This is a genomic window from Nocardioides faecalis (assembly GCF_018388425.1).
Classification (GTDB): Bacteria; Actinomycetota; Actinomycetes; order Propionibacteriales; family Nocardioidaceae; genus Nocardioides; species Nocardioides faecalis.
This window is the reverse complement of the sequence record NZ_CP074406.1, coordinates 216,916-230,670: the sequence shown is the minus strand read 5'-3', so window position 1 is coordinate 230,670 and position 13,755 is coordinate 216,916. Positions and strand designations below refer to the sequence as shown.

The following is a 13,755-nucleotide window of genomic DNA, read 5'->3' as shown; positions in this document are numbered from 1 at the left end:
TTTTGGGGGGTTGCAACCCCCAAAAGCGCAGGAATCCCCGGTCGACCGGGGATTCCTGCGGCAGCCGGCTCAGGACTTCTTCGCCGCAGCCTTCTTCGTCGTCTTCTTGGCCGCGGTCTTCTTGGCAGCCGTCTTCTTCGCGGGGGTCTTCTTGGCCGCCGCCTTCTTCGCGGTCTTCTTGGCGGCCTTCTTCGCTGGGCCCTTGGCGCGACGCTCGGCGAGGAGCTCGGCGGCGCGCTCGAGGGTGATCGCCTCGACGGAGTCGTCCTTGCGCAGGGTGGCGTTGTACTCACCGTCGGTGACGTACTCGCCGAACCGGCCGGCCTTGACCACCACGGGCTGCCCGGAGACCGGGTCGTTGCCGAGCTCCTTGAGCGGCGGCGCGGCGGCGGCGCGGCCGCGCTGCTTGGGCTGGGCGTAGATCTTCAGCGCCTCGTCCAGGGAGATGGTGAAGATCTGGTCCTCGCTGGTCAGCGAGCGGGAGTCGGTGCCCTTCTTCAGGTACGGGCCGTAGCGGCCGTTCTGGGCGGTGATCTCCTCGCCGTCCTCGCCCGCGCCGACGACGCGGGGCAGGGAGAGCAGCTTGACCGCCTCGTCGAGGGTGACCGTGTCCAGCGACATCGACTTGAAGAGGGAGCCGGTGCGCGGCTTCTCCTTCTTCGGCGCGTCCTCGGGCAGCACCTCGGTGACGTACGGGCCGTAGCGGCCGTTCTTGGCCACCACCCGCAGCCCGGACTCCGGGTGGGTGCCGAGCTCGATCTCCTCGCCGGCGGGGTTGGCCAGCAGCTCCTTCGCCTTCGCCAGCGTCAGCTCGTCGGGCGGCAGGTCGTCGGGCACGTTCGCGCGCACCGGCGCACCGGCACCGTCGGGGCCGTCGGGGCCGGGGCCCTCGAGGTAGGGGCCGTACTTGCCGACGCGGAGCACGATCCCGTCCTCGGGCGACCCGACCGGGAAGGTGGCCAGCTCCTTGGCGTCGATGTCGCCCAGGCCGGTGACCAGCGGCTGCAGGCCGGCGACCTTGTCGGAGCCGTAGTAGAACTCGGTCAGCTCGGTGACCCGGTCCTTCTCGCCGCGGGCGATGTCGTCGAGCACCGACTCCATCGAGGCCGTGAACTCGTAGTCGATGAGCCGCTCGAAGTGCTCGCCCAGCAGCCGGGTCACCGAGAAGGCGATCCAGGCCGGCACCAGGGCGGTGCCCTTCTTGTAGACGTAGCCGCGGTTGAGGATGGTGCCGATGATCGAGGCGTACGTCGAGGGCCGGCCGATCTGGCGGTCCTCGAGCTCCTTGATCAGGGTGGCCTCGGTGTAGCGGGCCGGCGGCTTGGTCTCGTGGCCGTTGGCCGACAGCGAGGCCGCGGAGACGGCGTCGCCCTGGGTCAGGTTCGGCAGCCGGGTCTCGGCGTCGTCCTTGGCGGTGGCGGTGTCGTCGGTGCCCTCGACGTAGGCCTTGAGGAAGCCGTGGAAGGTGATCACCCGACCGGAGGCGGAGAAGACGACGTCCTCGCCGCTCGCGGCGGCACCGCCGACGCGGATGGAGACCGACTGCCCGACCGCGTCCTTCATCTGCGAGGCCACGGTGCGCATCCAGATCAGCTCGTAGAGCCGGAACTGGTCGCCGGTCAGGCCGGTCTGCGCGGGGGTGCGGAACGACTCGCCGGCGGGCCGGATCGCCTCGTGCGCCTCCTGGGCGTTCTTCACCTTGCTGGCGTAGGTGCGCGGCGCGTCCGGCAGGTACTCCGCGCCGTACAGCTCGCTCACCTGGGCGCGGGCGGCGCCGACGGCCGAGCTCGACAGCGTGGTCGAGTCGGTTCGCATGTAGGTGATGAAGCCGTTCTCGTAGAGCCGCTGCGCCACGCTCATGGTCACGCTGGCGCTCATGCCGAGCTTGCGGCTGGCCTCCTGCTGCAGCGTGGTGGTGCGGAACGGCGGGTACGGCGAGCGGCGGTACGGCTTGGCCTCGACCGAGCGGACGTCGTACGTCGTGTCGGCGAGCCCGGCGACCAGTGCCTCGGCGCGCTGGCGGTCCAGGTGGACCACCTCGGAGCGGCCCTTGAGCTGGCCGTCGGGGCCGAAGCTGGCGCCGGTGGCCACGCGGGTGCCGTCGACGGTGTACAGCTTGGCCGGGAAGAGGCGCTGGTCGTGCTTGGCGCCGGCGTCGAAGGTGCCCTCGAGGTCCCAGTAGGAGGCGACCTTGAAGGCCATCCGCTCCTTCTCGCGGTCCACCACGAGCCGGGTGGCCACGGACTGCACGCGGCCGGCCGAGAGCCCGGACATGACCTTGCGCCACAGCACCGGGGAGACCTCGTAGCCGTAGAGCCGGTCGAGGAGGCGGCGGGTCTCCTGCGCCTCGACCAGGTCCATGTCCAGCTCGCGCGGGTTGGCCGCGGCCTCCTGGATGGCGGACTTGGTGATCTCGTGGAAGACCATCCGCTTGACCGGGATGTTCTTCGGCTTCAGCTCGTCCAGCAGGTGCCAGGCGATGGCCTCTCCCTCGCGGTCCTCATCGGTGGCGAGGTAGAGCTCGTCGGCGTCCTTGAGCAGCGACTTGAGCTTGGAGATGTGGGACTTCTTGTCCCGCGGCACGACGTAGTAGGGCTCGAAGCCGTTGTCCACGTCGATCGCCAGGCGGCCCCACGGCTTGTCCTTGATCTTGGCCGGGGTGTCGGCGGCGTTGTTCGGAAGGTCGCGGATGTGGCCGATCGAGGACTCGACGACGTAGCCGTCGCCGAGGTACCCGCCGATGGTGCGGGCCTTCGCCGGCGACTCGACGATCACCAACTTGTGTGCCACGGGGCGCCTTCTTCACTGACAGCTGAGGGGTCGGACTCCTCTGGGAGGGTACGGCCTGCCCCGCCGATCGGGGCTCACGGCTGCTCACCGTAGCGCGCCCGGCGTGAGACAGGACGCCTCGGCCCGGCGGTGGTACGACGACCCGGCTCCCGTGACGGGTGCCTCACTGCACCTTGATCTGCTTGATCATCGCCTCGGCCTGGTCGATCTTGGCGGTGTCGCCGATCGGGGCGGCGCCGATGTAGAGGCCATAGGTCTCCGGGTCACCGGTGTCCACCACGATCACGGTGGTCACGTCACCCTCGACGGGGATCCTCTGGTCGTCCACGCGGATCTCGGCGGTGATCCGGTGCGCGTCCTTGCCGTCGATCGTCATCGCCTCGTTGACCTGGTCGGTGCGCGACTCGAAGCTGCTGTAGATCCGGTCGTTGGCGGTCATGCACTGCATCACGATCTCCGCGGCCTGCGCGGGGCTGGTGAAGTCGTTGGCCTTGGCCAGCGCGCCCACGGCGAACTCCCAGATCCAGGTCTCGCTGATCTTGGCGTACTCGAGGGAGAGGGCATCGGCGAAGGAGAAGGCGTCCGAGAGCCGGTTCTCCACGGTGAACCCGGCAAGGAGCGGGATGGTCAGCCCGCCACCGCTGAGGGTCTTCGCGCCGGCCGGCGGGTCGCTCGGCGGTACGGGGTTGCCGCCGGTGCACTGGATGCCGGTGGGCGCGATCGTGCTGCTCGACGAGTCGGTGGGGTCCTCGGTGCCGTCGCTGCCCTTGCTGCTGTCGTTCGACGTCACGTTCGTCGGTTCGTCGCCCGGCTTGTCGCCGTCGTCACCGGTGATCGCGCGCACGCCGAAGAAGCCGGCGACCGCGATCAGCACGAGCGCCAGCACCGCGGCGACCGCGATGCCGATCACCTTGCCCTTGCCGCCTCCGCTACCGCCCTGGCCGGGCTGCGGCGACCACGGCTGGCCGTAGCCGGGCCCCTGGGGCGCACCGGGTCCCTGAGGGCCACCGGGGCCCTGGGGGCCACCGGGTCCCTGAGGCCCACCGGCGCCGGGGAGGCCGGACGGCGGCGGGGGGACGGCGCCGTACTGCGGGGGCGCGGCGGTCGGGGGTGACAGCGGCGCAGGCGGCCCCTGGGGCGGCTGGGTGGTGGTCATCTGGCTCCACGCCTGACCGTCCCAGTACCGGTAGGTGTCCGGGGCGCCAGCGGGATCGGGGTACCAGCCTGCGTTCGTCACGGGGACAGTGTGCCCCAGCGCACCGGCAAGCCCTCGGAGGTCGCGCCTGTCGAGACTCTCAGGCCGGCGCGGGCACCGGCTCCAGGAAGCCGCGGGCCACCAGGTCACCCAGCTGCGGCAGGTACGACGTGCGCAGCTGCGCCGCGTCGCGCTCCAGCAGCTGCGCCACCGCGTCCAGCAGCACCCCGGCGGACAGGTCGCCGTCGCAGGCGCCCACGACGGCGGCGAGCACGGTGTCGACCTGCTCGGCGCGGCGGAACCCGCGCTGCTGGCGCAGCACGATCGTCGCGGGGTCCTCCGCGCCCGCCGGCCCGGTGGTCTCCTGCACGACGTCCTCGCGCAGCCGCAGGTGGGTCTCGGCGGTGAGGTCGCGGGCGGCCAGGGCGGAGTCCGCCCAGGCGCCGATCGTGGGCGCGATGGGCTGCTCCACGTCGTAGGGCCACTCCAGCATCTCGCGGACCAGGCCCTCAGGCGCGACACCGGCGCGCCGGCGCAGGTTGATCCAGCCGAAGCCGATGCCGGCCACGCCCTCGCTCTCCAGCCAGGACAGCCAGGTGTCGTAGCGCTCGGCGTACGTCGCCGGGTCGCCGCCGGTGGCGGGGTGGTGCCCGGAGTCCTTGAGCCACAGCTCGACGTAGGAGGCGGGTTCGAGCACCTCGCGCTGCACCACGAACGCGTCGCACTCCTCGGGCAGCCAGCCGGCCAGCCGCTCGTCCCAGGGCGTGCCGGTCTCGATCACCCAGTTGGCCAGCACCTGGCACCAGCCGCCGTCGGTGAGGTGGTCCGCGGCGCCGCGGACGATGTGCTCGACGACCTGGTCGCCGGGCAGGCCGGAGTCGCGGTAGACGAGTCGCTCGCCGCTGGCCGGGGAGATCACGAACGGCGGGTTGGTGGCGATCAGGTCGAAGCGCTCGCCGGCGACCGGGCCCCAGAAGGAGCCGTCGCGGACCTCGACCTTGTCGTCGACGTCGTTGAGGGCGGCGTTGAACCGGGCGATGGCCAGGGCGCGGGCGTTGACGTCGGTGGCGACGACGCGGTCGGCGTGGGTGGCCAGGTGCAGCGCCTGCACGCCGCAGCCGGTGCCGAGGTCGAGCGCGGAGCCCACGTCGTGGCGCAGCGTGAGCTGGGCGAGGCTGGAGGAGGCGGGGCTGATCCCCAGCACGTAGTCGCCGGTGACGCGGGTGGCCACCCCGTTGAGGCCGGGGGTGAGGTCGCTGAGCACCCACAGGTCGCCCTGCTCGGAGGCGTAGGGCCGCACGTCGAGGCGGGCGGCGACCTCACCGACGCTCTGGGTCAGCACTCCGGCCGCCGCGAGCCGGTCCACCAGGCCGGGCAGCGCCCGCTCGGCGGCCTCGGTGGGCACGCTGGCCTGCAGCAGGAAGAGCCGGACCAGTGTCGCCAGCGGCTCGTCGCTGCGGGTACGGCGCAGCCCGGGGGTGGTCTCGTTGCGGCCCAGGGCCTCGTGGGCGGTGGGGCCGAGCAGCTCGCTGACGGCGTCGTAGGTGAAGTCGGCGGCGATGAGGGCTTCGCGGAGCGGGGCGGCGAGGGAGACGGGCAGCACGGGCCTACGCTACGGGCCCGCGCCGGGAGGCCTGCGGCAGGACCCGGGCGGCCCGGGCGATGCCGCGCCCGGCGACCTTGGTCCGGTAGCGGCGGGTGGTGCGGGCGCCGTACTCGATGGTGGTGGCGACGCCGAAGCGGTCCATCCGGACTCCGTACCAGCCGGTCATCGTGGGCGAGATGGTGCCGGTGGGGTTGCCGACGCCGAAGTAGCGACGCGGCAGGTTGAGGTTCTTGGCCAGCCGCCGCTCCCACTTCACGTCGCGCCCGCCGCTGCCGATGCCGCGCAGCGGCTGGTGGATGGAGGCGATGTAGTCGGGCTTGACGTTGCGCAGGAACCGGATCAGCGCCCGGGTCTCCGGCTCGCTCGCCGGACGCGGCCCGCCCCAGGTCGTGGTGCCGCGGCGCGCACCGCTCCAGCCCGACGTGGGCCAGTTGCGGTTCAGGTCCACGCCCCGGGCGTTGGTGCGGGTACGACGCGCCGCGCCGTCCGGGTTCATCGTCGGCACCACCCACATGCCGGTGCCGGCCTTCGGGCGGACGTGGTCGCGCATCCACCGGGCGGTCGCGGGGCCGGCGGTCTCGTTGCCGTGCATCTGGCCGAGCACGACGAGCACGTGGTCGGCGCCGCGGGTGCCGCGGTAGAACGCCTTGATCGGGCGGCCCTTCACGGAGCGGCCGATCACCTTCGACCGCTTCACGTACCCCGGCTTCGACGGCGCCGCTGCGGGCGCCGCAGCGGGCTGGACGGCAGCGGAGGGCGCGGCGTGCGCGGTCGGCGTCCCCGGCCCGGTCACCGCCAGCGCGAGCCCCAGCAGCAGGACCAGCGCCGCCGTCAGGGCCGACGGGGAGGTGAGCTGAGGAAGACCTCGAGGCCGTGCACCGCGCATGGGGCGCGAGCCTAGGCCCCGGACCCGTCCTCGGCGGGCACCGGCGCTTCGTCGTCGATGGCGGAGGTGCGCTGCTTGGAGACCACGACCGCGGCGACGATGCCGGTCGTGGCGGCCAGCGCGATCAGGATCCGGGCGACGTCGTTCTCGTTGCTGCCGTAGGACAGGCTGACCACCGCCCCGACGATGAGCAGCGCGACCAGGTTCATCACCTTCAGCAGCGGGTTGATCGCCGGCCCGGCGGTGTCCTTGAACGGGTCGCCGACGGTGTCGCCGATGATGGTGGCCTCGTGGGCCAACGAGCCCTTGCCGCCGTGGTGGCCGTCCTCGACGAGCTTCTTGGCGTTGTCCCAGGCGCCGCCGGCGTTGGCCAGGAAGACCGCCATCAGGGTTCCGGTCGCGATCGCACCGACCAGGAAGCCGGCCAGCGGGCCCACGCCGAGCCCGAAGCCGACCGCGATCGGGCTCAGGATGGCGAGGATGCCGGGGGTGGCCAGCTCGCGCAGCGAGTCGCGGGTGACGATGTCGACCACCCGGCCGTACTCCGGGCGTGCGGTGCCCTCCATGATCCCGGGGATGTCGCGGAACTGGCGTCGTACCTCCATCACGACCGCGCCGGCGGCCCGGGCCACGGCGTTGATCGCCAGGCCGGTGAACAGGAACACCACCGCGGCGCCGAGCAGGGTGCCGACGATCAGCTTGGCGTCGAAGACCAGGAACCCGAGGGCGAACCCGTTCGCCTGGGCGTCCGTGACGCCCTCGGCGTCGACGAGCGCCTCGACCGCGGACTGGGTGTAGGAGGCGAACAGCGCGCTGGCGGCGAGGACCGCGGTGGCGATCGCGATGCCCTTGGTGATCGCCTTGGTGGTGTTGCCGACCGCGTCGAGCTCGGTGAGGATCTGCGCCCCCTTCTCGTCGACGTCGCCGGACATCTCCGCGATGCCCTGGGCGTTGTCGGAGACCGGGCCGAAGGTGTCCATCGCGACGATCACGCCGACGGTGGTGAGCAGGCCGCAGCCGGCCAGGGCGACCGCGAACAGTGCCAGCGCCGTGGAGCCGCCGGCCAGCAGCGCTGCACCGAACACCGCGGCGCCGATGACGATCGCGGTGTAGACGGCCGACTCGAAGCCGACCGAGAGGCCGGAGAGGATCACGGTCGCGGCCCCGGTCAGCGACGTCCGGCCGACGTCCTTGACGGGGCGGAACTCGGTGCCGGTGTAGTGGCCGGTGAGCGCCAGGATGGCGGCGGCCAGCACGATGCCGATCACCACCGCACCGGCGGCGAAGAGGGCCGGGCTGACCCCGGGCAGGTCGTCGGAGGCGAGCGTCCCCAGGCCGACGCCGACGCCGTTGAGGTCGGACCACTCGCCGGGCAGGTAGGCGAAGGCCAGCGCCACACTGCCCACCGCGCCGACGGCGGCGGAGAGGTAGAAGGCGCGGTTGATCGTGCGCAGCCCGGGCTCGCCCGCCCGGGGCCGGGTGAGGTAGACGCCGACGATCGCGGACAGCGCGCCGATCGCCGGCACCAGCAGCGGGAACACCAGGCCCTTGTCGCCGAACGCCTGCGAGCCGAGGATCAGCGCCGCGACCAGGGTGACGGCGTACGACTCGAACAGGTCCGCGGCCATCCCGGCACAGTCGCCCACGTTGTCGCCCACGTTGTCGGCGATGGTGGCGGCGTTGCGCGGGTCGTCCTCGGGGATGTTCTGCTCGACCTTGCCGACGAGGTCGGCGCCGACGTCGGCGGCCTTGGTGAAGATGCCCCCGCCCACCCGCATGAACATCGCCAGCAGAGCGGCACCGAAGCCGAAGCCCTCGAGCACGTTGGGGGCCGCGGACTGGAAGAACAGCACCACCACGCTGGCGCCCAGCAGCCCGAGCCCGACGGTGGCCATGCCGACGACGGCGCCGGTACGGAAGCCGATGTTCATCGCCGGGTCGCGCCCGACCTCGTTGGCGGCCGCGGCCACGCGCAGGTTGGCGCGCACGGCCAGCGACATGCCGAGGAACCCGATGGCGGCGGAGAAGCCCGCACCGAGCAGGAAGAACACGGACCGAGAGATCCGCACCGCCCACTCCGACTGCAGGCCGTCGGCCGCCTCGGCGGTGTGCGCCGGCAGCACCAGCAGGACGACGAACGCGATCGCCGCGAAGACCGCCAGGGTGCGGAACTGCCGGGTCAGGTACGCCGTGGCGCCCTCCTGGATCGCCTGTGCGATCCGCTGCATGTTGGGGGTGCCCTCCCCCGCGCGCAGCACCTCGGCGCGGAAGACGACGGCCATGAGCAGGGCGAGGACCGCGATGGCGGCGACCACGAGCACCAGGGCGAGATCGCCTCCGGTGACTTCGACATCTGCGACGAGGGGACGGGGCATGCCATGCCTCCTGGCGGAGTGTCAGCTTCGGGTCGGGGCAACCCAGGACCGAGATCGTGAGCGGGAGTCTACGCAGAGTGTGTCGCAGAACACACTCAAAACGTGACACGTGTCACACTTGATCAGGCCAGCGACGTTCCGAGATGTGGTAATGCACCACCAAGAACGCCGCGCCGGGAGAGCGTGCCGGTGGGCGCGGGCAGGCGCGCCGGCACCACGGAGCGGCGGTGCGAGAACGGCCGGGTCGGGTCGGCCACGAGGGCCGACCGGACGCTCAGACGGAGGCGGCCTCAGGAGAGTCGTGGATGACGAAGACCTTGGCCAGGCCGGTGATCTTGAAGATCTTCAGCAGGCGGTCGGAGTTGCAGACCAGCTCGAGCGAGCCGTCGTGCGCGCGGACCTTCTTCAGGCCGCCGACCAGCACGCCGAGACCGGTGGAGTCGAGGAACTCGACGTCCTGCATGTCGATCACCAGCTGGTAGGTGCCTGCGGCGACCAGCTCGGTGATCGTGTCCCGCAGCTTGGGCGCGGTGTAGACGTCGATCTCGCCACCCACGACGACGACGGTGCGCCCACCGACCTCGCGCGTCGACAGTGTCAGATTCACGACCCTCACCCCGGGGAGTTCCTCACCTACTTATGGCAGTGGCACACACTAAACCATCCAGGTCAGGACCGCACGACGACCAGCGAACTCTCACCAAGCCGACCCTCCGGCACCCTCGCCGCTTGGGGGTGTGTCGGGCGTGGTTGCGACAATCGTGCGATGAGTGCCCAGCCCGAGATCCACGCCCGTCCCCGGGCGTGTCGCGACGACCCCATGTCGTTGCTCGACCGGCTGTGCGCCGCCCCCGGCCGGGCCGACCGGCTGACCCACTCGCGCCTGGTGCCTGCCCGGGCGGCGCAGAGTGCCGAGTGGCCGGCGTGGGCCGACGAGGCGGTGGTGACGTCGTACGCCGCCCGCGGGGTGACGCGGCCCTGGGCGCACCAGGCGGCCGCCGCCGACGCCGCGCACCGCGGCGAGCACGTCGTGCTGGCGACGGGCACCGCCTCAGGCAAGTCGCTGGCCTACCTGCTGCCAGCGCTCACCACGATCCGCGCCGCCCGGGGACCGCGCGGCCAGCGCGGCGCGTCGGTGCTCTACGTGGCCCCGACCAAGGCGCTCGCGCACGACCAGTGGGCCTCGCTGCGCGAGCTCGGCCTCGACGTACGGGTCTCCACCCACGACGGCGACTCCAGCCCCGAGGAGCGGGAGTGGACCCGCGACCACGCGGAGTACGTGCTGACCAACCCCGACATGCTGCACCGCTCGCTGCTGCCCGGCCACCAGCGCTGGTCGGCGTTCTTCCGGTCGCTGCGCTACGTGGTGATCGACGAGTGCCACCACTACCGCGGCGTGTTCGGGGCGCACGTGGCGCAAGTGGTGCGCCGGCTGCGGCGCATCTGCGCGTCGTACGGCGCCTACCCGACGTTCGTGCTGGCCTCGGCGACGGTGGCCGAGCCCGAGGTGACTGCGCGACGGATGACCGGGCTGGAGGTCACCGCCGTCACCACCGACGCCTCGCCGCGTGGCGAGCTGGCGCTGGGGCTGTGGGAGCCGCCGCTGACCTCGTTCACCGGTGAGCAGGGGGCGCCGGTGCGCCGGCCAGCCACCGCGAAGACCGCGGACCTGCTCACCGACCTGGTGCTGGAGGAGGTCCGCACGCTGGCGTTCGTGCGCTCGCGGCGCGGGGTGGAGACGGTGGCCCAGCGCGCCAACGAGCTGCTCGCCGAGGTGGACCCGTCGCTGGCGGGCCGGGTGGACTCCTACCGCGGCGGCTACCTGCCCGAGGAGCGCCGGGAGCTGGAGGCGGCGCTGCGCTCGGGCCGGCTGCTCGGCATGGCGGCGACCAACGCGCTCGAGCTGGGCATCGACGTCAGCGGCCTGGACGCGGTGCTGGTGACGGGCTACCCCGGCACCCGGGCGGCGTTTTGGCAGCAGGTCGGCCGCGCCGGCCGGGACGGCGGTGCGGCGCTGGGGATGCTGGTGGCCCGCGACGACCCGCTGGACACCTACCTGGTGCACCACCCCGAGGCGCTGCTCGGCGCCCCCGTGGAGGGCACGGTCTTCGACACCGACAACCCCTACGTGCTCGCGCCGCACCTGTGCGCGGCCGCGCAGGAGCTGCCGGTCACCGTCGCCGACGCGGCGCTGTTCGGTCCCCGGATGCGGGAGGTGCTGGGCTCGCTGACCGCGCAGGGCATGCTGCGCCGGCGTCCCGCCGGCTGGTACTGGACCGATGCCTCCCGGGCCTGCGACCTGGCCGACATCCGCTCCGCCGGCGGCGCCCAGGTGCAGCTGGTGGAGTCCACGACGGGGCGGGTGGTGGGCACCGTGGACGGCGGCCGCGCGCACGGCACCGCGCACCCCGGCGCGATCTACCTGCACCGTGGCGAGACCTGGCTGGTCGAGGACCTCGACCTGGAGCAGAACGTCGCTGCGATGCGGCGCGTGCAGGTGGACCACACCACCAGCGCCCGCGACGTCACCGACATCGTCGTGGTCGCCGAGGACGAGCACGTCGCGTGGGGTCGGTGCCGGGTCGCGCTCGGGCAGGTGGAGGTGACGAACCAGGTCACCTCGTTCCTGCGCCGCCGGGCCCGCACGGGTGAGGTGATCGACGAGACCCGGCTGGACCTGCCGCCGCGCACGCTGTCCACCACCGCGGTGTGGTGGACCGTGCCGGACGAGGTGCTCGCCGAGCTGCAGGCGGCCGGGTTGGAGCCCGACGACCTGCCCGGTGCCGCGCACGCCGCCGAGCACTGCTCGATCGGGCTGCTGCCGCTGTTCGCCACCTGCGACCGCTGGGACATCGGCGGCGTGTCCACCGCGCGGCACCCCGACACCGGGCTGCTCACCGTCTTCGTGCACGACGGCCACCCCGGCGGGGCCGGCTTCGCCGAGCGCGGCTACCGCACCGCCGCGGCGTGGCTGCGCGCCACCCGAGCCACGATCGCCGCCTGCGAGTGCGCCGCCGGCTGCCCGTCGTGCGTGCAGTCCCCCAAGTGCGGCAACGGCAACGAGCCGCTCGACAAGGCCGGTGCGGTGTTGCTGCTCGACGCGCTGCTGCGTGAGGCCCCCGAGGCGCCCGCCGCGGGGTAGCGTGGACGAGACGGCCGTCCGGTTGGGACGAGTCCGACGAAGTTCGACGAAGAACGACGAGGTGGTCCCATGGTGGTCGTCGGAGTGATCCTGATCCTGATCGGAGCGCTCGGCATCCTCGCCGGTCTGTTCGGCACGGACACCGAGGCGGTCTCCAGCGGCGGTCGCTCCGAGGTGCACGCGACCTTCCTCGGCATCGAGATGTCGGCGACCGCGGTCTTCCTCCTCGGTGTCGCCTGTGCCGTGCTCGTGCTGTCCGGGCTGTGGTGCACCAAGGTCGGCGCGAAGCAGAACTGGCGGCGGCACCAGGAGCGCAAGCGCCTCGAGGAGCTGTCCGGGAAGCTGGAGAACGTCGAGTACGACAGGCGCCGCCAGGCCGACGACGGCGCCTGATCTCAGACGGGCCCGGCCCGGGCCTCCCCTCGCAGGTCCTCGACCTGGCCCAGCCAGCGCGGGCCGGCGACGCTGACCTCGACCAGCACGTCCTGGCCCTGCACCGTGCACGAGACGAGCGCGGCGCCGTTGGCGGCGGCGACCTCACCGGCCGCCCCGCACGGATCGCCCCTCCCGGGCTCGGCGAGGACCGTGGCGCCCGCCAGCGCCGCCAGGTCCGCGGCGCCCTGGGCCTGCCGGTGCGCCACCACCAGGGCCGCGACCACGCCCGTGCCGGCGCCGACGAGGAGGAGCACCCCGCACATCGCCACCACGAGCACCGTCGCGGCGCCCCGCTGACCGGTCGGGACGGTCGGGGTGTCCCCACGATCAGCGATGACCGCCGCGCCGGGGGCGGATTCACTCGGCAGCATGAATCTGCGCCCCTTCCTCATCCTGTTCGGCTCCGGCCTGCTGGTGGCCACGCACCGCACCGCACCGTCGCTCGCCGGGCCCGGTCCCAGCCCGGCCACGCCGACGGTGCGGGTCGGCCCGTCGTTCCGAGAGGTGGGCAGGGCGGCGCCGCTGCGGCGGGTCGGGCTCACGGGCCCGCCCCCACCGGCGACTCCGCCGACTCCTCGGCGAGCGCCACGGCCTCGGCCTGCAGCACGACGCCGGTGAGCCGGAGCAGGCCGCCGGGTCCGCGCATCCGTCCCCGCGCGGCGACGACGACCCGCTCGCCGTCGCGGCGCACGCTGATCCGTACGCCGTCGGGGGCCACCCGCTGCCCGAGCGCCACCGCCGCTGCGGGGTCGTCGCCGCGGGCCAGAGCACGGGCGCTCTCCCGGGCCGCGTCGACGGTGCGCAGCTGAGCCACGCCCACCGCGAGCAGCCAGACCAGCGCCGCGGTCAGGACCAGCAGCAGCGGCAGCCCGAGGGCGAGCTCGGCGGTGACCGCGCCGCGCTCACCACCCCGACGACGCCAGCGGCGGCGGCGGTGATGGCGGCGGTGGTGGCGGGTCACCGCACCCCGAGCAGGTTCAGCACGTGGTCGAACAGGGTGGTGAGCAGCTCGTTGCCGAAGCCGCCGCTGAGCATCTTGTAGAGCAGGCCGGCGAACCCGGCGCCGGCCGCGGTGGCGACGGCGTACTCCGCGGTCGTGACGCCACGCTCATTCCGCTCGCTCCGAGCGGGGTCGACGGCGGGGTCGACGGCGGGGCGGGCGGCACGGCAGGGCTGGGGCTGGGGCTGGGGCTGGGGCTGGGGCTGGGGCATGAGGATCTCCTTCGACCAGCGGCCGCCGGGTGCGGCCGCTGGTCGAGGATGCGCGGCACCGGCCGGGCCCTGCAGCGGCCCGGGGACCGTTTGTGCAGGTGTCGTCCGCTCCAC

The 13,755-nt window shown here is 73.0% G+C and carries 11 protein-coding genes; 2 read left to right on the top strand and 9 right to left on the bottom strand.

Features of this window, described 5'->3' with window-relative positions; genetic code table 11:
- Positions 1–69: 69 nt before the first annotated feature.
- From topA to KG111_RS00975, 6 genes are all read right to left on the bottom strand, one after another.
- Positions 70–2,790 carry a type I DNA topoisomerase gene (topA, locus tag KG111_RS01000; RefSeq protein WP_205292477.1) on the bottom strand — a complete coding sequence of 907 codons (2,721 nt, stop codon included), beginning with the start codon at positions 2,788–2,790 and terminating at the stop codon, positions 70–72.
- 163 nt (positions 2,791–2,953) lie between these two features.
- The gene (locus KG111_RS00995) at positions 2,954–4,027 is read right to left on the bottom strand and encodes a DUF2510 domain-containing protein (protein WP_249666241.1); all 1,074 of its coding nucleotides are present in this window, start codon (positions 4,025–4,027) and stop codon (positions 2,954–2,956) included.
- A gap of 58 nt (positions 4,028–4,085) precedes the next feature.
- Entirely contained in the window at positions 4,086–5,588 is a 1,503-nt protein-coding gene (locus KG111_RS00990) for a N5-glutamine methyltransferase family protein (RefSeq protein WP_205292476.1), read from the bottom strand.
- A gap of 4 nt (positions 5,589–5,592) precedes the next feature.
- The gene (locus KG111_RS00985; protein ID WP_205292475.1) at positions 5,593–6,477 is read right to left on the bottom strand and encodes a M14 family zinc carboxypeptidase; all 885 of its coding nucleotides are present in this window, start codon (positions 6,475–6,477) and stop codon (positions 5,593–5,595) included.
- 11 nt (positions 6,478–6,488) lie between these two features.
- Positions 6,489–8,852 (bottom strand): sodium-translocating pyrophosphatase, encoded by a 2,364-nt coding sequence (locus KG111_RS00980; RefSeq protein WP_205292474.1) that lies wholly within the window; start codon positions 8,850–8,852, stop codon positions 6,489–6,491.
- A 274-nt stretch (positions 8,853–9,126) separates the two neighbouring features.
- Complete coding sequence (locus tag KG111_RS00975; RefSeq protein WP_205292473.1) at positions 9,127–9,459, bottom strand: STAS domain-containing protein; 333 nt, start codon at positions 9,457–9,459, stop codon at positions 9,127–9,129.
- Between the two features lie 159 nt (positions 9,460–9,618).
- Here KG111_RS00975 and KG111_RS00970 point away from each other — a divergent pair, with 159 nt between their 5' ends.
- Both KG111_RS00970 and KG111_RS00965 read left to right on the top strand, forming a co-directional pair.
- Positions 9,619–11,994, top strand: coding sequence for a DEAD/DEAH box helicase (locus KG111_RS00970; RefSeq protein WP_240196005.1), 2,376 nt, complete (start codon positions 9,619–9,621; stop codon positions 11,992–11,994).
- 69 nt (positions 11,995–12,063) lie between these two features.
- Positions 12,064–12,387: a hypothetical protein gene (locus KG111_RS00965; RefSeq protein ID WP_205292472.1), complete on the top strand. Its 324-nt coding sequence runs from the start codon at positions 12,064–12,066 to the stop codon at positions 12,385–12,387.
- Between the two features lie 2 nt (positions 12,388–12,389).
- Here the strand turns inward: KG111_RS00965 and KG111_RS00960 are convergent, their stop codons facing one another.
- The 3 genes from KG111_RS00960 to KG111_RS00950 all read right to left on the bottom strand — a co-directional run bounded on the left by KG111_RS00960 (position 12,390) and on the right by KG111_RS00950 (position 13,641).
- Positions 12,390–12,800: an Rv3654c family TadE-like protein gene (locus KG111_RS00960; RefSeq protein WP_205292471.1), complete on the bottom strand. Its 411-nt coding sequence runs from the start codon at positions 12,798–12,800 to the stop codon at positions 12,390–12,392.
- Between the two features lie 167 nt (positions 12,801–12,967).
- On the bottom strand, positions 12,968–13,390 hold the full coding sequence (locus KG111_RS00955; RefSeq protein ID WP_205292470.1) for a TadE family type IV pilus minor pilin: 423 nt from the start codon (positions 13,388–13,390) through the stop codon (positions 12,968–12,970).
- The gene (locus KG111_RS00950; protein WP_205292469.1) at positions 13,387–13,641 is read right to left on the bottom strand and encodes a DUF4244 domain-containing protein; all 255 of its coding nucleotides are present in this window, start codon (positions 13,639–13,641) and stop codon (positions 13,387–13,389) included. Before KG111_RS00950 ends, KG111_RS00955 begins: the two co-directional genes overlap by 4 nt.
- Positions 13,642–13,755: the final 114 nt, after the last annotated feature.